Below are 22,342 nucleotides of genomic sequence, written 5' to 3'. Positions count from 1 at the left end.
ATGAACAACCAGTACTCAGCAGTCGGCAAAAAGCCAGTTGAAAAATTAGCAATCGCGATCCTGAGCTGGAACGGGAAAAAATGGCTCGAAAAATTTCTTCCCAACGTGATTCAACATTCGGTGAGTGCTGAAATATTTGTTATCGACAATGGTTCTACCGACGATTCTGTGGAATTTCTGAAAGCTAATTTCCCATCGGTTAAAATCATTATTAATAAAGAAAATCTCGGTTTTGCAGGAGGTTACAACGAGGGATTGAAAAAAATCGATGCCGAAATTTATTGCCTACTCAATTCCGATGTTGAAGTTACAGAAAACTGGATCGATCCCGTTCTGCAGCTTTTTGAGAAAGATCCGGAAATTGCTGCTGTACAACCAAAAATCCTTGACTACAACCGAAGAAACTTTTTCGAATTTGCAGGAGCAGCGGGAGGTTTCATCGACAATCTTGGTTATCCTTATTGTAGAGGGAGAATTTTTGAAAATATTGAAGAAGACCGCGGTCAGTACGATGACGAGTGTGAAATTTTCTGGGCTTCAGGATGCTGTTTGTTCGTAAGGTCAGAAGCATTTCATTCCCAAAATGGTTTTGATGAAAGGTTTTTCGCGCATCAGGAAGAAATCGATCTTTGCTGGCGATTGAAGAATTCGGGAAGGAAAATTTTCTATACTTATAAATCTACGATTTATCATGTTGGTGGCGGCACTTTAAGCAAACAGAATCCACAAAAAACGTATCTCAATTTCAGGAATAATCTCTCAATGATGTTGAAGAATCTTCCATTTCCAAAATTAATTTGGCTGATTTTTTTCAGACTTTGCTTAGACGGAATAGCTGGAATTCGCTTTGGATTAAAAGATGGTTTCGCTCACCTTTGGGCTGTAGTTCGAGCGCATTTCGGATTCTACGGACAAGCTCCTGAAACATGGCGAAGGCGCGGAAAAAATCAAACACAAAAATATTATCAATCAAAGTGGTTGATTTTCAAACATTTTCTTGGAAGCTAAATTCGGGAATCTATTTTGTGAAATAGGTTGCTTCTTAATAGGTACTTCTGCCCTACTTTTTTCGATCATTAATTAACAAATTGTGATTATCCTTGTTCTTTTTATAAAATAAAGGAATAATTTTTGCCATCCTATTCCCCCACAATTCGCTATATTTGATGGCATTTTTATAACCAATCGCTATTTCTAAATGATTCTAATTGTAGATGATTCTCCGGAAAATATTATTTCCTTAAAAAAAGTTCTCGAAAAAAATAATTTTGAGGTTGACACGGCGTCTTCAGGCGAGGAAGCACTAAAAAAAGTGTTAAAGAACTCGTATGTTCTCATCATTCTCGATGTTCAGATGCCTGGAATGGACGGCTTTGAAGTGGCCGAAACGATTTCGGGTTACAGTAAAGCTAAAGAAACTGCGATTATTTTTTTATCGGCAGCGACTCCGAATATTAATCTGATTACCCGCGGTTATTCTTCGGGAGCGCTGGATTATATCAGCAAACCGGTGGATATGAATATTCTGTTGCTAAAGGTGAAAACTTTTTACAGAATTTATGAGCAAAGCCGCGCGCTGAACGAAATGCAGACCAAACTTCTAAAGGAAATTGAATACCGAAAAGAAGCCGAAAAAAAGAAAGACGAGTTTATCAGTATTGCAAGTCATGAACTGAAAACTCCGATGACGAGCGTGAAAGGATATCTACAATTATTGGAAAGAAGCATCAACAAAGGCGAAACCGAAAATATAAAAACCCGAATCCATAAAGTACAGAATCAGGTTGAAAAACTGAATCTTCTGATTGCCGACCTACTCGATATTTCTAAAATTGAGAGCGGAAAACTGATGTTTAATATGAAATATTTCGAGTGCAGTTCGCTCATCAATCATCTTTTGGAAGTAATGCAGCAGGCAAATCCGCAAATTAACTTTGTGGTTGAAAACAAGGTGAATCAGGAAATTTATGGCGATGAAATGCGTATCGAACAGGTTTTGGTAAATTTCATCACCAATGCCATTAAATATTCGCCGGGAACTCATGAAATTCATATCACATCAGAAATAAGAGACCACCAACTTTATTGCTCCGTTAGAGATTTCGGAATCGGAATGAGCGAGGAACATCAGAAAAAGATTTTCGATAAGTTCTACCGTGTTGAAGAATCCTCGGAACGCTTTCAGGGATTGGGAATCGGACTGTATATATGTCGTGAAATCATCGAACGCCACAACGGAACAATTGGTGTAAAAAGCATACTGGATCAAGGTTCAGAATTTTATTTTACAATACCTGTGAATCCTGTAAACATTGAACAAAACTAAGATTATGATGTCATTCAAAAAAAACCTGCTATTCGGACTTGGACTTTCGGTACTTCTGCTACTGATCAGTTCAATCGCGTCATATTCAAGCATAAAAAACCTGATTGAAAGCGCTCAGTTAATGAGGGAAAGCAACCTGATTATTAAAAATCTTCATGAGGTAAATTCTTTAATGAAAGATGCGGAAACCGGCCAAAGAGGATTTTTGCTTACCAAAAATGAAAGGTTTCTGGCTCCTTATTACAATGCAAAAGAAAAACTGAACGAAAGTGTGAATACGCTTTCAAAAGAAATCGCCAAAACTCCTGCCCAAGCAAAAAATCTTGAAGATCTGAAAAAAGAAATCGAAATCCGGTTTGAAATCCTTGATGAAAATCTGAACGATGGAAAGAACGGTGGCGTTACCACAGGACAGTTGCTGGACGGAAAAAGACACATGGATGAAATCAGCCGAATCGTAAACACAATGCAGACTGAAGAGCGTGCAGTGCTCGCTTCACGAACGGAGACCATGGAGAAATTCGCGGCTTTTACTCCTTATTTCATTGTCACTACCGCAATTTTAGCGCTTTTAATTACATTTATTTTCTTCCGCAGAGTTTCTCAGGATTATAGCGAGAAAAATAATCTCAATAGCGAACTTGAAGTGAAAAATAGAGAAACCGAAAAACGTTTGGCCGCAATAGAAAGCGTCAGTAAGCAGATTTCGGGCGGGAAATACGATATTTTGATTGATGAAAAGTCCGAAGAACTACTCGGCGAAACCGCATCTTCACTGAAAACCATGGCAGAATCGCTGAAAACATCGATCAACACGCTGAAATCTAACGAATGGCTGAACATTTCCCTCGCTAAAATGAACGACCGAATGCTGGGTGAAAAATCTCTTGAAAAACTCGCTGCAGATATTCTAGAAGGGTTAATCATAAAGACAGAAAGTGTTGTAGGAAGCATTTATCTCGCAAATGAAAACCGTCAACTTCACCTTATCGGAAGTCACGCGATGACTGAATCTGATTTGAAAAAAGATTTCAGAGCGGGGGAAGGAATTATCGGACAATCATTTGAATCACAAAAAACAATTTTTGTAAATGATATTTCTGAAATCGATACCACCATCAGTTATGCTTCGGGAACTACAAAACCAAAGAATATTATTGCCTTTCCAATCAAGCGTTACAACTTTCCGGTGGGTGTAATCGAACTCGGTTCAGTGAAGGAATACACGCCGCTTCAACTTCAATTTATTGAAGCGGTTGCAGGAAATATCGGTATCGCATTTTTTGGAACGCAGAGCAGAATGCGGCTTCAGGAACTTTTGGAAGAAACTCAGGCGCAGTCGGAAGAATTGCAGACTCAACATTCTGAACTTGAAAACATCAATGCCGAACTTGAAGCACAGTCGCAGAAACTTCTCGCGTCCGAAGAAGAACTCCGTGTACAGCAGGAAGAACTGATGCAGAGCAATCAGGAACTCGAAGAAAGAACAGGACTTCTGGAAGAAAAAAACGCACTTATAGAACAGCGAAACGCCGATATATTGCAGAAATCTGCAGAACTTGAACAAAGCACCAAATACAAATCGGAATTCCTAGCAAATATGTCGCACGAACTGCGTACACCGCTCAACTCTATCCTGCTCCTTTCAAAATTGATGAGCGAAAGCGAAGATTTGGATCCACAATATGTAGAATACGCCGAAGTGATGCAGAATTCAGGACAGGGACTTTTAACTTTAATTGATGAAATCCTTGACCTTTCTAAAATCGAAGCCGGAAAAATGACTTTAGAAATTCAGGATATGCCGCTGCAGGAAATCACTTCCGATATGCGACAACTTTTCAGTCCTTTAGCAAAAGACAAAAATTTGGATTTAAATATCGAAATCGAACCCGGAACGACGGATGTTTTAAAAACAGATAAACTAAGAATTGAACAGATTCTGAAAAACCTGCTTTCCAACGCGATCAAATTTACTTCGGAAGGTAGTATCACCCTGCACGTTTCCAATGATGAGAGCAAAAAGAAATTCCTGTTCAGAGTCGCCGACACAGGAATTGGAATTGCCAAAGACAAAGTGAGAATGGTGTTTGAGGCGTTCCAACAAGCGGACGGTTCTACCCAAAGAAAATACGGCGGAACGGGACTTGGACTTTCCATCAGTCGTGAACTGGCGAAATTGTTGGGTGGCGAAATCACTTTAGAAAGCACCGAAGGAAAAGGAAGTACCTTCACTTTGATTGTTCCTGAAAATTCGGAAAAGGTAAGTGAAGAAATCATTATCGAACAGCCAAAAATCGAAAAAATAATTCCTGTCGATACTTCTGAGAAACAACCGGAAAGATTCCTTTCACCAAATATCCCACAACCGGTTGATGACGACCGCGACAATATTCAGGAAGGCGACAAAGTGATTTTGATTGTTGAAGACGATACGCCTTTCGCAAAAATTTTACTCGATTTTGCAAGAGCAAAAAATTATAAGGGAATCGTAGCAGTACAGGGAGATACAGGTCTCGAAATGGCAAAACATTACAAACCACTTGCAATTCTCCTCGACATTCAGTTGCCGGTGATGGACGGTTGGCAAGTGATGGAAGCTTTGAAATCAAACCCGGAAACCAAACCGATTCCTGTTCACATTATGTCATCCATGAAAATGAAGCAGGAAAGTCTGTTGCGCGGAGCCGTAGATTTCATCAATAAACCTTTTGCGCTGGAACAGATGCAGGTTGTTTTCAAAAAACTGGAAGATGCGCTGAACCGTTCACCGAAGAAAGTTTTAATCGTCGAAGAAAACGAACAGCACGCCAAAGCATTAAGTTTCTTTTTACAGTCCAATAACATCAACACCGAAATTGCGACGAATGTTTCCGACAGTATCGATTCACTTCAAAACCGTGAAGTTGACATCGTGATTCTCGATATGGGTGTTCCCGACAAAACTGCATACGAAACTTTGGAAACCATCAAGCAAAATGAAGGGCTCGAAAATTTGCCAATCATTGTGTTTACAGGTAAAAACCTTTCTAAAGGTGAAGAAAACCGCATCAAGCAATATGCAGATTCTATTGTGGTAAAAACGGCTCATTCCTACCAAAGAATTCTGGATGAAGCTGGACTTTTCCTTCATTTGGTGGAAGAAAAAAGCAAGAAGAAAAACGAAAGAAACAGCGATTTTTCAAATGGCAGCGAACTCCGAAATATCTTGAAAGACAAAACCGTACTGATTGCCGATGATGACGTGAGAAATATTTTCTCAATAACCAAAGCACTCGAAGTTCACGGAATGAAAGTAATTCCTGCAATGGATGGCAAAGAAGCCCTGAAAATCCTGAACAGTGAACCTAAAATCGACGTGGTTCTGATGGATATGATGATGCCCGAAATGGACGGTTACGAAAGCATCCGCGAAATCAGAACATTGCCGCAATTTAGAAATCTCCCGGTTCTCGCCGTGACTGCAAAAGCAATGATGGGCGACAGAGAAAAATGTATTGCTGTGGGCGCTTCGGACTATATTTCAAAACCTGTGGATATCGACCAATTGGTTTCACTTTTAAGAGTTTGGCTTTACGACAAAATTTAGCAACTGTATCTTATGAAAAATTCAAAAAAGATTCTCATCATTGATGATGACAACAAAAACATTTTTGCACTGACAGCAGTTCTGAAAGCCAAAAAATACAACTGCATTTCTGCGACGAGTGCTGAAAAAGGTTTCAAAATAATGTCTCAAAACAATGATATCGGCATCGTACTGATGGATATGATGATGCCCGAAATGGACGGTTATGAAGCCATCAAAAAAATGAAAAGCAATCCCGAACAAAAAGACCTTCCGGTAGTCGCAATCACTGCACAGGCAATGACGGGAGACAAAGAAAAATGTCTGAAAGCCGGTGCAGACGGATATGTTTCGAAACCCGTAAATGTGGATGAACTGGTAAAACTTCTGGACCAATTAATGAAATAACATTGAACACAACGCAAATTACAGATGAAAATATAGAAGAGATTCTTGCCGATGTGCTGGAAGTTTACGGTTATGATTTCACGGGATATTCGCGTGCTTCACTGAAGAGGCGGATTTCGCGGCTGTTTCAGATGGATCATTTTGTGAGCATTGCGGAATTCCGTTATAAAATAAGGAGCGATGTTAAATACTTCAACCGTTTTTTGGAGGAAATCACAATTAATGTGACGGAAATGTTCCGCGATCCTGCGTTTTACAGGACTTTGCGAAATGAGATCCTTCCAAAATTGGGAACTTATCCATTCATCAGAATCTGGATTGCCGGTTGCAGCACGGGAGAAGAAGCGTATTCTGTCGCGATTTTTCTGAAAGAACTCAACCTGCTTCACAAAGCGTTGATTTACGCCACCGACATCAACAGTGCCGTTTTGGAAACTGCAGCACAGGCGATGATTCCATTAAATAAAATTCAACTTTACACCGAGAATTATATTGCAGCGGGCGGAACCGAAGATTTCTCAAATTACTACACCGCCAATTATTCCCTCGGAAAACTGAAAGACGAACTGAAACAGAAAATTATTTTCTCGACACACAATCTGGTTTCAGACAATTCCTTTAACGAATTTCAGTTGATTATGTGCAGAAACGTGATTATCTATTTCGACCGGCCTTTGCAGAACAAGGTTTTCGAACTCTTCGACGGAAGTATCGACAAGTTTGGCTATATTGCGTTGGGAACAAAGGAAACACTTGATTTCTCGGCAGTTTCTAAGAATTATGAACGAATAACCTCACAAAAAATCTGGCGAAAAATTCATTAACAAAAATGAAAAAAAACTGTGAAGCACTGATTATTGGCGGTTCTGCCGGAAGTTTGGATGTGTTGCTCAAAACACTGCCGAAACTTCATTCTGTGCTCAGTTTCCCGATTATTTTAGTGCTCCACCGAAAACCAGGACAGGACAGTTTGCTTACCGAATTGCTAAAATCAAGAACTAAACTTCAGGTAAAAGAAGCCGAAGAAAAGGAAAAAATATTGCCTTCAACCATTTATATTGCGCCACCAAACTATCATTTACTGATTGAAAAAGACCGCACATTTTCGCTCGATGCATCAGAAAAAGTGAACTTTTCCCGTCCCGCAATTGATGTCACCTTAGAAAACGCAGCAGATGTATATGGAGAAAATCTGGTTGCGTTATTATTATCCGGTTCTAACACCGACGGAACTGTTGGATTAAAAACAGTAAAAGAACACGGCGGAACGATTTTGGTACAGCATCCTGAATCTGCAACCTCCCCATTTATGCCCGAAAACGCAGCAAGAAACAGTGAACCCGATGCAATTCTGCAGATTGAAGAAATGCCAAACTATATCAACCAATTATCAGAATGACCGAAAACATGAACAAAAAAGTATTTATATTTGACGATAATGCCGAGATCCTGGAACTTTGCACCGACATTCTAAACGATTTGGGATGCGAAGTAAGAACTTCTCCCACCACTAATAATATCGAGCAACAGGTAATAGATTTCATGCCCAACCTGATTTATATGGACAATTGGTTACCCGACATCAGTGGAATTGAAGCAACAAGATTAATCAAAGCCAATCCCGATCTGAAAAATATTCCCGTCATCTATTTTTCTGCCAACAGCAATATTGAGGATCTCGCCCAACAAGCCGGCGCCGATGAATATATCGCGAAACCATTTGATATTTTTGAATTTGAGGAGATCGCGGTGAAGTATTTGAAATAAGAAATTACCTTTTTTCTCAACGAGATTATAAATATAACGACAAGATAATCAATATTCTAATATTTCCAATCGCAAAGTTTTCAATCATAAAATCACATTTTTAGGGTTCAAAGAAATTATTCGCAAGCGAATGTGATTAACCGAACGCTTCAAAACGAATTTATTCGTCATCTTTGTCTCCTAAGTCTCTATCCAAACTATTAATCTTTGCGTTAAAGAAACCTTTAATGAGCAGATAGAAATTTAATAATTTTCAACAAACAATTTTTTTAGATCGTTTTTTACTCATTTAAAGCATATACCGCAAAACTTGCCAACCAATGGTCGCCACCGTAATTCCCCTGAAAAAGTAGCGGCAATGCATTGGCGAGAAATTTGTCCGCTGATTGTTGAAATTGTTTTTTCAGCTTGTGATTTTCGGGAAGCGATTTTGCCACACCTTTCATGCACCACGCTCTGGAAAAGGAAAGTCCGACCAAGTGTACTGTCTGATAATCATTGATGTCGCTGATTATCGGAATCTGCTCGATGTTGCTCAAACTTCTCTTGTCATAAAACTGATTCAGCCATTTCACGAAGTCCTGTTGTGGAAGAACCCTTCTCATTAAGTCCGCGATCTGCAAACTGGGTGAAAAGAAATCGCTTCCGTCGGGTTCCAAGTAAGCTGGAGTTTTCCTGTCGTTCAGGTAAAAGTATTTTGATTTTTCGATGAGTTGTTTTTCGAATACTCTGTCGTTGGTCGCTCTTGCCCAATCGATGGCAAACGCTAATGCAAATGCCGAATTTGGGTGAACGCCGGTTCTGTTGGGATACGTCTGTTTTGGGAGATACAGTTTCCAAAGACGTAGAATTTCATCTGTCAAAGGTTTGAGATTGCAATGCCATTCTTTCGCTTTCGGATGGTTCCAAGTCGCTAATTCTTCGTCCAGTTTCAGCAACCACGCCCATCCGTAAGTTCGCTCAAAATTGGTCGCCACTTCATATTTGGTAAAGTACTGAGCTTCTTCTTTAATTTTTTCCGGGCGAAAAGAACCGTCCAAAATACTTTCAATCTCTTTGGCATTTTTCAGATTTGGTTTTGTTTTCAAAAGCCGAACAAGCATCCAATGCCCATAAACAGAAGAATGCCAATCAAAACATCCGTAAAAACTCGGGTGAAGCTGAGCTGGAGTTAATAATGCATCTTTCTCAGCATTGATGACATGAGCGGTTTTATTGGGATATTCCTGGTTGATGCATTTCAACGGTTTATCTGCCAACTTTGAAGCAATTTCATCAGTCAAGGTTGGAACCTGCTGGGAATTTGCAAAAACTGCAGCGAACACGAAAAGAAGCAGTGACTTTTTCATTCCATAAAAGTAGAAAATCCTTTCGGAACTAACCAAAAGGATTTTGTTGATGACAGTTGCTATGTGACTTACTTCATATTGACAACTTTGTCAACGAGATAAGTTGTATTTCCGCGCCATGGAAGAACACCATGATATTCTTTATAGTGGAGGTCAAAGGTTTTTCCGCTGTTCATTTCGAGCTGTTTAAACACTTCTTCGTTTTCGATAGAGAATTCAAATTCATAACTGGTTAAAGCGCCCGTTTTTCCTCGACCAAAACCCTCCTGAATCAGCTTTCCTTCATACGTTTTGAAGATATTTCCTTTTTTCACGGCGTAATTCAGAACTCCGGATTTCACACCTTCACCAAAAACAAAATAATATTTGTACCAAATGAAACCGCCCAAAACCAAGAGTACGGCAAGTAAAGTGATCCATAGATATTTCATGACGCAAAATTTTTATTATTTAGAGATAGATCGAGAGATCACGATTTTCTGGATTTCGGAAGTTCCCTCGTAAATCTGGGTAATCTTCGCATCGCGCATCATTCTTTCAACATGGTATTCTTTTACGTAACCATAACCGCCGTGGATTTGCACTGCTTCAATCGTGGTGTCCATCGCTACTTGGGAAGCGTAAAGTTTCGCCATCGCTCCACTTTCAGAAATGTCTTTTCCTTCGTCTTTTTCAACCGCAGCTTTATAGCACAACATTCTTGCAGCAGTAATTTGGGTCGCCATATCTGCTAATTTGAATGCGATTGCTTGGTGATTGATAATTTCGGTACGGAACGCTTTTCTTGTTTTCGCATATTTCAGCGCAAGTTCGTACGCACCTGAAGCGATTCCCAATGCCTGTGAAGCAATGCCGATTCTACCGCCATTCAGTACGGCCATTGCGAAATTAAAGCCAAATCCATCTTCACCGATTCTGTTTTCCTTCGGAACTTTAACATTATTAAAGATCAGTGAATGCGTATCGCTTCCGCGGATTCCCAGTTTGTCTTCTTTGGGACCGATTTCGAAACCTTCCCATCCTCTTTCCACGATGAAGGCGTTGATTCCCTTATGTTTTTTCTCGGGATCAGTTTGTGCAATTACGATATAGTAAGTAGCGTTTCCACCATTGGTGATCCAGTTCTTGATACCGTTCAGCAAATAGTGGTCGCCTTTATCTTCAGCGGTTGTCTTCTGCGAAGTCGCATCAGATCCTGCTTCAGGTTCAGAAAGTGCAAATGCACCGATCACTTCTCCACTCGCCAAAGGTTTTAGGTATTTCATTTTCTGCTCCTCATTGCAGAATTTTTCTAATCCTGCACAAACCAGCGAGTTGTTTACCGACATCACCACTGCAGCAGAAGCGTCAATTTTTGCAATTTCCTCCATGGCGAGAACGTAGGAAACACTGTCCATTCCGGCGCCGCCATATTTCGGATCCACCATCATTCCAAGGAAGCCGAGCTCCCCCATTTTCTTTACCTGTTCATAAGGAAACTTTTGTTCGTTGTCTCTTTCGATTACTCCGGGCAACAATTCCGCCTGTGCAAAATCTCTTGCTGCCTGCTGAATCATCAATTGCTCTTCTGATAAATTAAAGTCCATATAGTATATTGATTGTTTGACTGTAAAATTACAATATTTCTAAAAATTAGGAAATTTTATTGAAAATTGATTTTAGCCAGCTTTGCTGATCAAAAAAAAATTAATAGTTTTACATTAATTGAATGTTAACATTAACAAAACTTAGCTAAAACTTTAATTATGACAATAAAAAGGACTTTTGATTTCGCTCACAATGCGCTTCAGAAATATCCGAGAGAAGACATGTTCGTCACCAAATACCACGGCGAATGGCAGAAAACATCAACCCAGGAATACATCGACCTTGGAAACAAGATTTCGAGGGGATTATTAAAACTTGGAATTAAACCGGGCGACAAAATCGCTTTGATCACCACTGCAACAAGGACGGAATGGGCAGTAATGGATTTGGGAATTTCCCAGATTGGTGCTGTATCTGTCCCCGTTTATCCTACGATATCACCCGAAGATTATGACTTTATCTTCAACAACGCGGAGGTAAAATATTGTTTTGTTTCCGACAGAGACTTACTTGAGAAGGTTATGAGCATCAAACAGAATGTGCCCTCTTTGCAGGGAATCTTCACTTTCGACAGTATCGAAGGCGCAGCCAACTGGAACGAGATTCTCGATATGGGAAAAGACGAGGCAACCCAAGGTGAAGTTGAAGATTTAGCAAAAAGCATCAATTCCGAAGATTTAGCGACCATCATCTACACCTCTGGAACTACCGGAAAACCAAAAGGCGTTATGCTTACGCACCAAAATATCGTTTCCAATGTTTTGGCATCAGATCCAAGAATTCCAAGAATTAAAGGTCTTGACTACAAAGACATCAAAATTCTGAGCTTCCTGCCAATATGCCATATTTTCGAGAGAATGCTTTTCTATCTTTATCAGTACAACGGCTACTCTATCAACTTTGCTGAAAGCATCGAGAAAATGGGCGACAATATCAAAGAAATCAAACCACATTTGATGTCGGTTGTTCCGCGACTGATCGAAAAAGTTTACGATAAAATCTATGACAAAGGAACTTCCGCTGGAGGTCTTAAATCAAAAATTTTCCTTTGGGCACTTGGCGTTAATAAAGCAAAACAGAATATCGGAAAACCATCTGGACTTAAAGAAATCATTGCCGACAAACTGGTGTTCTCCAAATGGAGAGAAGGACTTGGCGGAAATATCATTACGCTCGTTTCCGGTTCTGCCGCGCTTTCATCAAGATTAAACAAAATGTTCCAAAATGCTGGAATTCCGATTTTGGAAGGTTATGGTTTGACGGAAACTTCACCGGTAATTTCGGTAAACAGTTTCGGTAGAATAAAGGTTGGAACTGTGGGACATGTTTTGGAAAACCTGGATGTGAAAATTCAGGAAGATGGAGAAATCACGGTGAAAGGACCTTCAGTTTTTAAAGGTTACTTTAAGAGTGAAGAAATGACGAGGGAAGCTTTCACTGAAGACGGCTATTTTAAAACCGGTGACATCGGACATATCGATGAGGAAGGATTCCTACATATTACCGACCGCAAGAAAGAAATGTTTAAAACTTCCGGCGGAAAATATATTGCACCTCAAGCAATCGAAAACCAGGCAAAAGCTTCAAAATTCATCGAGCAGATTATGGTGGTCGGAGATGGCGAAAAAATGCCGTGCGCATTGGTTCAACCCGATTTCAACTTTATCCATAATTGGGCTGAAAGAAAGGGAATCAGTATCGGAAAAACTCCTGATGAAATTGTAAATAGTCCTGAACTGAAAGCCAGAATCGGTAAAGAAATCGACTACCTGAACACCAAACTTGGAAGCTGGGAACAGATCAAGAAATTTGAACTTACACCAGATACGTGGTCAATAGACGGAGGCGAACTTAGCCCAACGCTTAAGTTAAAGAGAAAAGCAGTAAAAGAAAAATACCTGAAACTTTATAATAAGATGTACGGTCACGAAGTTTAACGCAATTCAGTCATTTTCAAAAAAATATCCGCTTACAAACGGATATTTTTTTTTATATTTGATAAAATAAACAACCATGAGCAACTGTCTTGAATGTGGCGACAAAATCATCGGCAGAAGCGACAAGAAATTCTGTAACGACGGCTGCAGAAACGCCTACAACAACAAACATAACAAGGATTCGACCAACCTCATGCGCAACATCAACAACAAGCTGCGCAAAAACCACCGTATCCTTTCAGAACAAAATTACGTCGAAGGCAAAGCAAAAACGACGAGAAACAAATTAATCTCGGAAGGTTTCAGCTTTGATTATTTCACCAATCTTCGTGTTTACAAGAACGGCGCGGAATATCGCTTTGTGTACGACATTGGCTACAAATTTTTAGAAGACGACTGGATTTTGTTGGTAAGGAAGGAATAATCTAAAAGACAAAAGTCGGGATGACTGGATTCGAACCAGCGACCCCTTGCACCCCATGCAAGTACGCTACCAAGCTGCGCCACATCCCGAATTATCCTGCAAAATTACTGAAAATTTCGTTTTACAGCAACCTGATTTTATCCTCCAAAATCTCAATCTTTTTGTCTTTGTAAAGACCGCCGATTGCTTTCTTGAAATTCTTTTTGCTCATCTGCAGCTCATCCTTGATTTCTTCTGGAGTGGATTTGTCTGAAAGGTAAAGCAAACCATAGTTTTGCTCCAGTTTTTTCAGGATAATGGTTTGGAACTCGTCATTGTTCTCATAACCTTGCGGTTGAAGGGAAACGTCAATTTTGCCGTCTTCACGGATGGTTTTGATGTATCCTGTTTCTTCCGACAACGGATATAGTTTTTTAAAGACATCCGACGCATAAATCAACCCGATATACTGCTTATTGATGACCACGTTCCAGCCGAGCTCGCTTTCACCCATGATTATCAAGTTCACCTTATCGCCTTTCTTAAAAGGAAGATCGACATATTGCGGGTTTCGCTTAAACTTCGTGGTTCCGGTAATCAGTCCGGTTTTTTCGTCGATGTAGATGTACACAAGGTATCTTTTTCCTTCGAGGATTTTCAGTTTCTGCTGCGTATAGGGAATGAAGAGGTCTTTGATAATTCCCCAATCCATAAATGCGCCACTTGGCAAACTCTGCACACAGCTCATCACCGCAAACTCCCCTACTTCCGCATTAGGTTTTTCGGTGGTTGCTTTCAGTTTACCGTCGTCCTGGTAAACGAAGACTTCAATTTCGTCGCCTTCGTCCATTTCATCGTGAACAAATATTTTGGGAAGAAACGCCTTCCAATCATGTTCATCGACCAGAATATATCCCGACGAGTTTTTCTCAGAAACTTTTAGCTGCTGTGTTTTACCGATTTCCATGCTGCAAATTTAGGTTAATTGGTTGGAATAGAAATTGTAATCTTATGAATATGCCATCACAATTCATCAGAAAATATTCTTATAATCCTGAGCAAATGATACTTACAGTAATGTTTGTTTCGGGAAAAGTTTACGATTATTTCCAGGTTCCACAGAATGTTTTTGAAAATTTCCGAAGTTCTTTTTCAAAGGGAAATTTCCTCAACCGATTCATCAAGGGAAGATTCAATTTTCAGAAAAGGGAAGTTATTTCTTGACGACCTCAACGTTTTTAGCTAAGTCTTAAAACGGACGCCGCTTTCCTGAACCATCGTAATCGTCAAATGTCCTGTTATGCTCATGTTCAGATCGGTCGCAATTCCAGATTTTCCTTTATGTGTGCCGTCGGTGACTTTGCAGAAATCGCCGTCTTTGATGGTATTCGAGTCTTTCATATATTTTTTTGATTGTTTTACCAACGTTTAACTTTTGGTTTGCATTTGTAAAACCTGTGATTTATCCGCTATTTGATTTGTGCTGCTTGTATTCTTTCAATTTGGTTTAAATGTCGCTGAATATGATTGATATGAAAAAGTAAAGTATCACCTAATTTTATTCTGATGAAACGCGAAAAAGATGTAGGAATCTTCACTTCGTTCAAACTGACATTACGCGCTATTTCATACTCTGCACAAAGTAATTTCCCAAAATTCCACTCCTAAATTCTAAATCCTCTTTTGGAGTCGAATGCTGAATTTTGTTCTCGATTTGTGGTAAATAGTATTCACCGTATAAATTCAGATGCTCCAAGCATTCCAAAATATTCCAGGAGCTTTCATTACTTCTCCAAGTTAATGTGCGAAGATCGAGGTTCGCTAATTGTTCCGCTTTTTCTATAACCAATTTTGCTTGTTCTGAAACCGTTTTTATTACTTCCGCAGATTGCATTTCTTAAATTTTAGGCAAAGTTCAGAAACAGGTAATTGATAACTGTTGATCGAAGTCAAGACTTTTTCAATCGCCATAAAGTTTCGGGACTCATTCTTAAATAATTGGCGATGTGTTTATTGGGGATTTTCTGAAAAAGTTGGGGACTTCTTTTTAATACCCTTTCATACCTTTCAGATGGAGAATTTGTCAAAAGATCAACCTCTCTTTCCATTTTTTGAATAATGATATTTTCCAGTATTTCAGTCCAAAGTTTCTGATTGGATTCATCTTTTAGGAACTCATCAATTTGTTGCTTCGTAATAACTTTTAATACTGTTCTCTTAATTGCTTGAATGAGGAATTCTGACGGCTTACCTGTCAAGAATGAATCTAATGCAACGATAAAATTCCCTTCATATCCCAATCTAACAATTTGCTCTTGATCATCATTCATCACAAAAATCCTCAAGCTCCCACTCTCTATAAAATAGAGGTTTTTATTGATTCCTCCAGTTACATTTAAAAATTGTTTTCTCGCAAGGATAACTGTTTCCTCAGAAAGATTGATAATTTCATTCATTTTACAAATTGCGGTTTCAAATTACCAAAAAAGACGCGATCAATCGCGCCTTTACTATTTTGCTTGGTGGACAGATCGCGATCTGTCCCTACTTGTCTCTTTTGCCTTGTTTCTTGTTTCTTTCTTACATATGTATCGCAATCTTACCCGTTGCATCCAACGCAGCTTCTTTAATAGCTTCAGCAAATGTTGGGTGAGCATGCGACATTCTTGCGATATCTTCTGCACTTGCACGGAATTCCATTGCGGTTACTGCTGCTGCGATCATATCTGCGGCTCTTGCTCCGATCATGTGAACACCCAGAACTTCGTCGGTTTTCTCATCGGCAATAATTTTGATGAAACCATCCAAATCCCCTGAAGCACGGCTTCTTCCTAAAGCCCTCATCGGGAAATTGCCCACTTTTATTGCAACTCCTTCTGCTTTCAGCTGCTCTTCGGTTTTTCCGACACCCGCAACTTCCGGCCAAGTATAAACTACGCCAGGAATCAGGTTATAGTTGATGTGCGGTTTTTGTCCAGCCAACTGTTCCACGACCAAAACGCCTTCCTCTGAAGCTTTGTGAGCCAACATCGCTCCTTGAACCACATCACCGATCGCATAAATATTCGCAACATTGGTTTGAAGATGCTCATTCACTTTTACCCTTCCTCTTTCGTCCAGATCAACTCCAGCTTTTTCGAGCGAAAGTCCTTCTGTATAAGGTTTTCTACCAACAGAAACCAAACAGTAATCTCCCTCGAAAGTCACCTCATCGCCTTTCTTATTCTTGGCGGTTACTTTCACCGAGTCTCCGTTTCTTTCCACGGCTGAAACAGCGGTTGAAAGTTCGAATTTCATTCCCTGCTTTTTCAGGACTTTCTGAAGTTCTTTCGACAGAGCGCCGTCCATTCCAGGGATAATCTTATCCATAAATTCGATCACGGTCACTTCTGCTCCCAATCGTAAATAAACGGAACCCAATTCAAGCCCGATTACTCCACCACCGATTACCAGTAGCTTTTTCGGAATTTCCTTCAGCTTCAACGCTTCTGTGGAAGTGATGATTCTTTCTTTATCTAAAGTGATGAACGGCAAGTTCGATGGTTTAGAACCTGTTGCGATAATCACGTATTTGGAGTCGATCACTTCGGATGAACCGTCGTTTTTCGTCACTTTAACCTGTGTCGGCGATTCGAAGCTACCCACTCCTTCAAAAACGGTCACCTTGTTTTTATCCATCAGGAATTTAATTCCTTTGGTGGTTTGGTCCACAACTTCGTTTTTTCTCTCCACCATTCTTGCCAAATCCGCTTTCGGCTCATCGATGATGATTCCGTGGTTGGCGAAGTTATGCTTTGCGTTTTCGAAATGCTCCGAGCTGTCGAGCATCGCTTTGGACGGGATACATCCTACATTCAGGCAGGTTCCGCCCATCACGGGATATTTTTCAATAATTGCTGTTTTGAAACCCAACTGTGCCGCTCTGATTGCCGCAACATAACCACCAGGACCTGAACCGATAATGGTAACATCGAATTGACTCATTTTTATTTTTTTAAGAATATTATTAATCGTTTTTTGAGATTTACAAAATTACGGATTTTTTGCGCACAGACTGCACGGATTTTCAGGGATTTTTGCATCCATCTTCATTGCGAGCGGAACGCAGCGGAGCGCGGCAATCTCGATGATAAGAATTCCATTGAGAATTCCGAAAAGTTATTGATTGAGATTGCTTCGTCATTCCGCTGCGCTCCATTCCTCGCAAGGACGAATTGTGTTTTTTTATCCTCATTGGTTTCTATCACGGAATTCTAGCCCTGATTGAAGCGGTTACCCCACAGCAAGCGTTGGAAAAAGCTTTGGCGCGAGGAGTAAAAGCGGAAAGCAGGTTCCCGGCTCCTAAATTTTTTACTACTGGCAAAAACGAGATTGCTTCGTTCTGCTCGCAATGACTCAGGAATTACCCACACTTCGAGCTTCCGCAATTCTTGCAAGTAAGGCAACCTTCCTGATACATCACCTGATCCGATCCGCAGTTGGAGCATTTTCCTGCCGCATTGGTTCCGTCGGGAATGTAGCGCTTTAAAGCACGCGCGACTCCCGCTTTCCAGTTGTTGATCGATTCCAGGTTCAGCTCCATTCTGTTGATGAGCTCGACCACATTTTCCAGCGGCATTCCGTGGCGAAGTGTTCCCGAAATGAGCTTCGCGTAATTCCAGAATTCTGGGTTGAATTTATGCGAAAGTCCCTCAATCGTAGTTTTGTAGCCCCGGAGATTCTTGAACTGGAAGTCGTATCGGGATTTTCCGTCCTCGTCTCGGCTTTTTATAATCAGACCATTGTTTACCCATCTCGGAAGCAGAATTCCTTCCTCATCATCGGCTAAACCGGTGAAGATTTCGTACGGACGACCGTCGATCAAGCCGACAAAAGCGATCCATTTGTCTTTATTGTTTTGAAAACGAACAACATCCGCCTCCAAAACCTGTGGTCTTTTTGTTGGAAAAACCGATTTGGGTGTTTCATGATGCTCTTCTTTTTTGTCTTCTGAAGAAATTAACACGCCTGAACGCGAACCGTCACGGTAAACTGTCACTCCTTTGCAGCCCACTTCCCAAGCTTTGATGTAGAGCTGGTTGACCAATTCCTCCGAAGCTTCATTTGGAATATTAATGGTCACAGAAATCGAGTGGTCCACCCATTTCTGTATCGCGCCCTGCATTTCGACTTTGCTGAGCCAATCGACATCGTTGGAAGTCGCTTTATAATACGGTGAAATCTCAATAATCTTGTTAATCTCTTCTTGAGAATAATTTTTGTCGGTATCTAAATCATTGGCTTCCATCCATTGTTTAAAACGGTGGTGGAAAACGATGTACTCTTCCCAGGAATCGCCCACTTCATCCACGAAATCGACGCGAACATCTTTGTCGTTCGGATTCACTTTTCTCCTTCTTTTGTAAACAGGCAGGAAAACCGGCTCGATTCCGGAAGTAGTTTGAGACATCAAAGATGTACTTCCAGTCGGTGCGATCGTAAGCAACGCAATATTTCTCCTTCCGAATTTCTGAAGGTCTTTATAGAGTTTAGGATCGGCTTCTTTAATTCTTAATACAAAAGGATTTTTAGCTTCCCTTTTCGCGTCGTAAATTGTGAAAGCTCCCCTTTCTTTCGCCATTTCAACTGACGAACGGTACGCGGCGAGTGCCAAAGTTTTATGCACCAAAGTCGAGAACTCATTCCCTTCCTTGCTTCCGTAGCGGATTCCCAAAGCAGCGAGCATATCGCCTTCCGCTGTAATTCCGACTCCTGTTCTTCTGCCTTCGATGGTTTTTTTGCGGATTTTAATCCAGAGGTTTTTCTCGGTCTGCTTGATTTCTGCAGATTCGGGATCTTTCCCAATTTTCTCGAGGATCGCGTCGATTTTTTCAATTTCGAGGTCGATGATATCGTCCATCATTCTTTGAGCGTAACCCACATGTTCTTTGAATAAATCGAAATTGAACTTGGCTTTTTTGGTAAAAGGATTTTCCACATACGAGAAAAGGTTCACCGCCAAAAGCCGACAGGAATCGTACGGACAAAGCGGAATTTCGCCACACGGATTTGTGGAAACCGTTTCGTAGCCGAGATCCGCATAACAGTCGGGAAGCGATTCACGGATGATGGTGTCCCAGAAAAGAACTCCAGGTTCGGCGGATTTCCAGGCGTTGTGGATGATTTTTTTCCAGAGATCGTTGGCTTTTATTTCTTTTTTGAATTTCGGATTTTTGCTGTGTATCGGATACTTCTGTACGTAATCCTGATTTTTCACTACGGCATTCATAAACTCGTCGTCGATCCGCACCGAAATATTTGCACCCGTAATTTTCCCCTGCTCCATTTTCGCATCCACAAAATCCTGGGAATCGGGATGGTTGATCGAAACCGAAAGCATCAATGCGCCACGTCGTCCATCCTGCGCAACTTCGCGGGTGGAATTGGAATACCTTTCCATAAAGGGCACCAAACCTGTAGAGGTGAGCGCAGAGTTTTTTACGGCAGAACCTTTTGGTCGTATATTAGACAAATCGTGACCTACTCCACCTCTCCTTTTCATCAGCTGGACTTGCTCTTCGTCGATTTTCATAATGGAACCGTAGGAATCACTGTCGGTTCCGCTTCCGATCACGAAACAGTTGGAAAGCGACGCGATCTGGAAATTATTTCCGATTCCCGTCATCGGACTTCCCTGCGGAATAATGTATTTGAAATTTTTGATAAGGTCGAAAACCTCTTTTTCAGAAAGTGGATTTTCATATTTTGCTTCGATTCTCGCCACTTCCGAGGCGATTCTTCGGTGCATATCGTCGGGAGTTTTTTCGTAGATATTTCCGTCGGAATCTTTCAGTGCATATTTGCTCACCCAAACTTTTGCAGCCAAATCGTCCCCTTCAAAGTAATCCAAAGTTGACTGATAAGCATCTTCATACGTAAAAATAGTTTTCTTTTTTCCAGCAGTTTTTGTCTCCATTATTTAATTTTTTTGACGAAATAAAACTACAAAAGAATATTCGAATAAAAAAAAGTTTACAAATATTAGTATTTAATAGATTGATTTATAGTATTTTAAAATTTTCATCTCATTAAAAAGTTTACAAATTTGTATAACGATACTATGATTGAGATCATACAAGAAGTCTAAACTAAAGTAACGCAAATAGGATTCAAAGAAAATTAATGAAAACCATAAAAGAATACCTTACTAAATACTCAAAAACAAATCCTCGTATTTCCCAAGAATAATCTCCTTTGAAAATCTGGACTTTATAGAATTTTTGATGACGGAAGCATCACGATTTTGGGATAGAACCTCGACAATTTTTTTCGCGAAAGCTGCATGGTTCTCAATATCCGAAATTTCACCGTTTATTTTAGGATGAATGATTTCCGAGATTCCACCCGGACAATTATTGGCCAAAGAAAAAATTCCACACGCACCGGCTTCCAACAACACATTCGGAAAGCCTTCATAACGAGAGGAAAGGATGAACAGGTCTGCAAATTTTAGAAATTGATACGGATTTTTCTGCTGTCCGTGAAAGATGACGTTTTCTAAACCCAACTCATTTCTCATATGGTGCAAAAATTCTCTGTCACGACCGTCACCCAAAATATGGAGCAGTATTTTTTCTTTCTTTAAATAGGCAAAAACTTTCAGCAGAATGTCGAAACCCTTTCTCGCAGAGAGATTTCCAATTGCCACTACATTTTTGAAATCCTCTCTGAAACTTTCAGGTTTGATGGATTCTTGCAATTTGCTTTCAATAAAATCAAAATCGACAGGATTGTTGATTTTGACCATCTTTTCTTCATCGATACTGAAGTTTTCAAGCAAGTCATTCTTCATATCGTCACTCTGGCAAATGATCTTATCGTAATTATTGTAAAATTTGTAAAAGAAACGGATTTCCTTTCTGGTAACGTGTTTCGACACGACATTGGTTTCGCGCGCGATGAACTTCGTCTTTGGAAAAAGCTTGATGAAAAGCGAAAGATACGCGTTGACCTCACCGAAACCGCTAAAAACAATATCGGGTTTCCTTTTTCTGATCTCTCTTAAAATGGGCAAAAGTGAATTTCGGATCCGCTGCGTTTTCAGGTCGATCACTTCTACATCATCTTTCAGAAATTCGAGATAGCCACCTTCTTTTCGGAGGAGCATAATTTTCGGTTCGAATTTTTCTCGGGGAAGATGATTCGCAATGGTCGTCACAATGCGTTCTGCACCTCCGGTTTCAAGGTCAGGAAGGATGAAGATGATTTGTGTTTTTTGGGAGTTGCTCACGGAAAATTTTCTCTGCTGCAAAAGTCGCTAATAAATCTTAACCACAAAAGTCAAAAAATAATATTCAAAATTATCGGATTCAATTAACGCCAAAATTCAAGTATTTCCCTTTAAAATAATTCTGGAAATCTTCTTCGTGATTGTTTAAAATGTGGTTTATTAGAAATCGGTTTTCTCTTTTGTCAAAGAAAATATACCATGTTGTACGGTGGTTGGCTTTGTACCTAATGTAAAACTTACCATATTTCTGAAAGCAAAAGGCGACTTCTTAGAAATTGGCAACATCAAACTTTGGTCGACAAATTCATAAATCTTAAAAACATAAGTAACGGATGAACTTAAAAAACCGAAATATTCCTCATCAAACAAGATGACAATAAGGTCTTCCAAAGCTTGATGAAATTCATCTGAATATATTATTTCTTCCAAGGCAGACTTTCAAGGAATTTCTTTGTTCTTGCACGCGATTCTTCAGATGTCAAACCTTTCACCCATCTTTCCTCGAAATCGTCTTTCACCGCGTATTCCGTTTCGGGTTCAGAAACAACAAAACTTCTTTCCAACTCTTTTTTGAGTTTCAAAAGTTGGGCAATGATCTCCTCATCCTCCAATTTCGAAATCCAATCAATAAGATGCTCTTTTTTCTGTAAATACTTTAAATCCATTTTTTACTAAGAGCTATTTAGGTTTTTCTAATTTTCAAATTGTCAAATTTCCAAATTATCAAA

Annotated in this window: 22 protein-coding genes and 1 tRNA gene; 10 read left to right on the top strand and 13 right to left on the bottom strand. The window is 40.0% G+C overall.

Annotation, left to right across the window (positions count from 1 at the left end):
• The 7 genes from MTP09_RS05170 to MTP09_RS05140 all read left to right on the top strand — a co-directional run bounded on the left by MTP09_RS05170 (nt 1) and on the right by MTP09_RS05140 (nt 8,069).
• Nucleotides 1-1,008 (top strand): glycosyltransferase family 2 protein, encoded by a 1,008-nt coding sequence (locus tag MTP09_RS05170; RefSeq protein ID WP_243550960.1) that lies wholly within the window; start codon nt 1-3, stop codon nt 1,006-1,008.
• A gap of 190 nt (nt 1,009-1,198) precedes the next feature.
• Nucleotides 1,199-2,326: an ATP-binding response regulator gene (locus MTP09_RS05165; protein ID WP_243550959.1), complete on the top strand. Its 1,128-nt coding sequence runs from the start codon at nt 1,199-1,201 to the stop codon at nt 2,324-2,326.
• 4 nt (nt 2,327-2,330) lie between these two features.
• A complete protein-coding gene (locus MTP09_RS05160; RefSeq protein ID WP_243550958.1) occupies nt 2,331-5,915 on the top strand; it encodes a response regulator in 3,585 nt (1,194 codons plus the stop codon).
• A 12-nt stretch (nt 5,916-5,927) separates the two neighbouring features.
• Nucleotides 5,928-6,302: a response regulator gene (locus tag MTP09_RS05155; protein WP_243550957.1), complete on the top strand. Its 375-nt coding sequence runs from the start codon at nt 5,928-5,930 to the stop codon at nt 6,300-6,302.
• A 2-nt stretch (nt 6,303-6,304) separates the two neighbouring features.
• The gene (locus tag MTP09_RS05150) at nt 6,305-7,126 is read left to right on the top strand and encodes a CheR family methyltransferase (protein WP_243550956.1); all 822 of its coding nucleotides are present in this window, start codon (nt 6,305-6,307) and stop codon (nt 7,124-7,126) included.
• Between the two features lie 5 nt (nt 7,127-7,131).
• Nucleotides 7,132-7,701 carry a chemotaxis protein CheB gene (locus tag MTP09_RS05145; protein ID WP_243550955.1) on the top strand — a complete coding sequence of 190 codons (570 nt, stop codon included), beginning with the start codon at nt 7,132-7,134 and terminating at the stop codon, nt 7,699-7,701.
• Nucleotides 7,702-7,709: 8 nt separating this feature from the next.
• A complete protein-coding gene (locus MTP09_RS05140) occupies nt 7,710-8,069 on the top strand; it encodes a response regulator (protein ID WP_243550954.1) in 360 nt (119 codons plus the stop codon).
• A gap of 281 nt (nt 8,070-8,350) precedes the next feature.
• Here MTP09_RS05140 and MTP09_RS05135 read toward each other — a convergent pair whose 3' ends face one another.
• The 3 genes from MTP09_RS05135 to MTP09_RS05125 all read right to left on the bottom strand — a co-directional run bounded on the left by MTP09_RS05135 (nt 8,351) and on the right by MTP09_RS05125 (nt 11,004).
• Complete coding sequence (locus tag MTP09_RS05135) at nt 8,351-9,418, bottom strand: DUF2891 domain-containing protein (protein ID WP_243550953.1); 1,068 nt, start codon at nt 9,416-9,418, stop codon at nt 8,351-8,353.
• Nucleotides 9,419-9,486: 68 nt separating this feature from the next.
• Nucleotides 9,487-9,849, bottom strand: a complete 363-nt coding sequence (locus MTP09_RS05130; protein ID WP_243550952.1) for a hypothetical protein — start codon at nt 9,847-9,849, stop codon at nt 9,487-9,489.
• A gap of 15 nt (nt 9,850-9,864) precedes the next feature.
• The gene (locus tag MTP09_RS05125) at nt 9,865-11,004 is read right to left on the bottom strand and encodes an acyl-CoA dehydrogenase (protein WP_243550951.1); all 1,140 of its coding nucleotides are present in this window, start codon (nt 11,002-11,004) and stop codon (nt 9,865-9,867) included.
• A 159-nt stretch (nt 11,005-11,163) separates the two neighbouring features.
• Here MTP09_RS05125 and MTP09_RS05120 point away from each other — a divergent pair, with 159 nt between their 5' ends.
• A complete protein-coding gene (locus MTP09_RS05120; protein ID WP_243550950.1) occupies nt 11,164-12,942 on the top strand; it encodes an AMP-dependent synthetase/ligase in 1,779 nt (592 codons plus the stop codon).
• 76 nt (nt 12,943-13,018) lie between these two features.
• Nucleotides 13,019-13,366, top strand: coding sequence for a hypothetical protein (locus tag MTP09_RS05115; RefSeq protein WP_243550949.1), 348 nt, complete (start codon nt 13,019-13,021; stop codon nt 13,364-13,366).
• Between the two features lie 15 nt (nt 13,367-13,381).
• Here the strand turns inward: MTP09_RS05115 and MTP09_RS05110 are convergent.
• Nucleotides 13,382-13,455, bottom strand: a tRNA-Pro gene (locus MTP09_RS05110).
• A gap of 32 nt (nt 13,456-13,487) precedes the next feature.
• On the bottom strand, nt 13,488-14,312 hold the full coding sequence (locus tag MTP09_RS05105; RefSeq protein WP_243550948.1) for a CvfB family protein: 825 nt from the start codon (nt 14,310-14,312) through the stop codon (nt 13,488-13,490).
• Nucleotides 14,313-14,407: 95 nt separating this feature from the next.
• Between MTP09_RS05105 and MTP09_RS05100 the strand changes: the two genes are divergently transcribed.
• Nucleotides 14,408-14,569 carry a KTSC domain-containing protein gene (locus MTP09_RS05100; RefSeq protein WP_243550947.1) on the top strand — a complete coding sequence of 54 codons (162 nt, stop codon included), beginning with the start codon at nt 14,408-14,410 and terminating at the stop codon, nt 14,567-14,569.
• 18 nt (nt 14,570-14,587) lie between these two features.
• Here the strand turns inward: MTP09_RS05100 and MTP09_RS05095 are convergent, their stop codons facing one another.
• From MTP09_RS05095 to MTP09_RS05060, 8 genes are all read right to left on the bottom strand, one after another.
• Nucleotides 14,588-14,746: an RNA-binding protein gene (locus MTP09_RS05095; RefSeq protein WP_243550946.1), complete on the bottom strand. Its 159-nt coding sequence runs from the start codon at nt 14,744-14,746 to the stop codon at nt 14,588-14,590.
• Between the two features lie 220 nt (nt 14,747-14,966).
• On the bottom strand, nt 14,967-15,239 hold the full coding sequence (locus MTP09_RS05090) for a DinB family protein (protein ID WP_243550945.1): 273 nt from the start codon (nt 15,237-15,239) through the stop codon (nt 14,967-14,969).
• 55 nt (nt 15,240-15,294) lie between these two features.
• A complete protein-coding gene (locus MTP09_RS05085) occupies nt 15,295-15,801 on the bottom strand; it encodes a Crp/Fnr family transcriptional regulator (RefSeq protein WP_243550944.1) in 507 nt (168 codons plus the stop codon).
• A 124-nt stretch (nt 15,802-15,925) separates the two neighbouring features.
• On the bottom strand, nt 15,926-17,329 hold the full coding sequence (lpdA, locus tag MTP09_RS05080; RefSeq protein ID WP_243550943.1) for a dihydrolipoyl dehydrogenase: 1,404 nt from the start codon (nt 17,327-17,329) through the stop codon (nt 15,926-15,928).
• Between the two features lie 418 nt (nt 17,330-17,747).
• A complete protein-coding gene (locus MTP09_RS05075; RefSeq protein ID WP_243550942.1) occupies nt 17,748-20,300 on the bottom strand; it encodes an adenosylcobalamin-dependent ribonucleoside-diphosphate reductase in 2,553 nt (850 codons plus the stop codon).
• 231 nt (nt 20,301-20,531) lie between these two features.
• Entirely contained in the window at nt 20,532-21,614 is a 1,083-nt protein-coding gene (locus MTP09_RS05070) for a glycosyltransferase (protein ID WP_243550941.1), read from the bottom strand.
• Nucleotides 21,615-21,773: 159 nt separating this feature from the next.
• Nucleotides 21,774-22,043, bottom strand: a complete 270-nt coding sequence (locus tag MTP09_RS05065; protein ID WP_243550940.1) for a hypothetical protein — start codon at nt 22,041-22,043, stop codon at nt 21,774-21,776.
• On the bottom strand, nt 22,031-22,279 hold the full coding sequence (locus tag MTP09_RS05060) for a hypothetical protein (RefSeq protein ID WP_243550939.1): 249 nt from the start codon (nt 22,277-22,279) through the stop codon (nt 22,031-22,033). Before MTP09_RS05060 ends, MTP09_RS05065 begins: the two co-directional genes overlap by 13 nt.
• Nucleotides 22,280-22,342 lie beyond the last annotated feature (63 nt).

The sequence above is a fragment of the Chryseobacterium suipulveris genome, assembly GCF_022811685.1.
In the GTDB taxonomy this organism is placed as follows: Bacteria; Bacteroidota; Bacteroidia; order Flavobacteriales; family Weeksellaceae; genus Kaistella; species Kaistella suipulveris.
The sequence above is the reverse complement of the archived record's forward strand: the minus strand, read 5'-3'. Positions and strand labels throughout refer to the sequence as shown.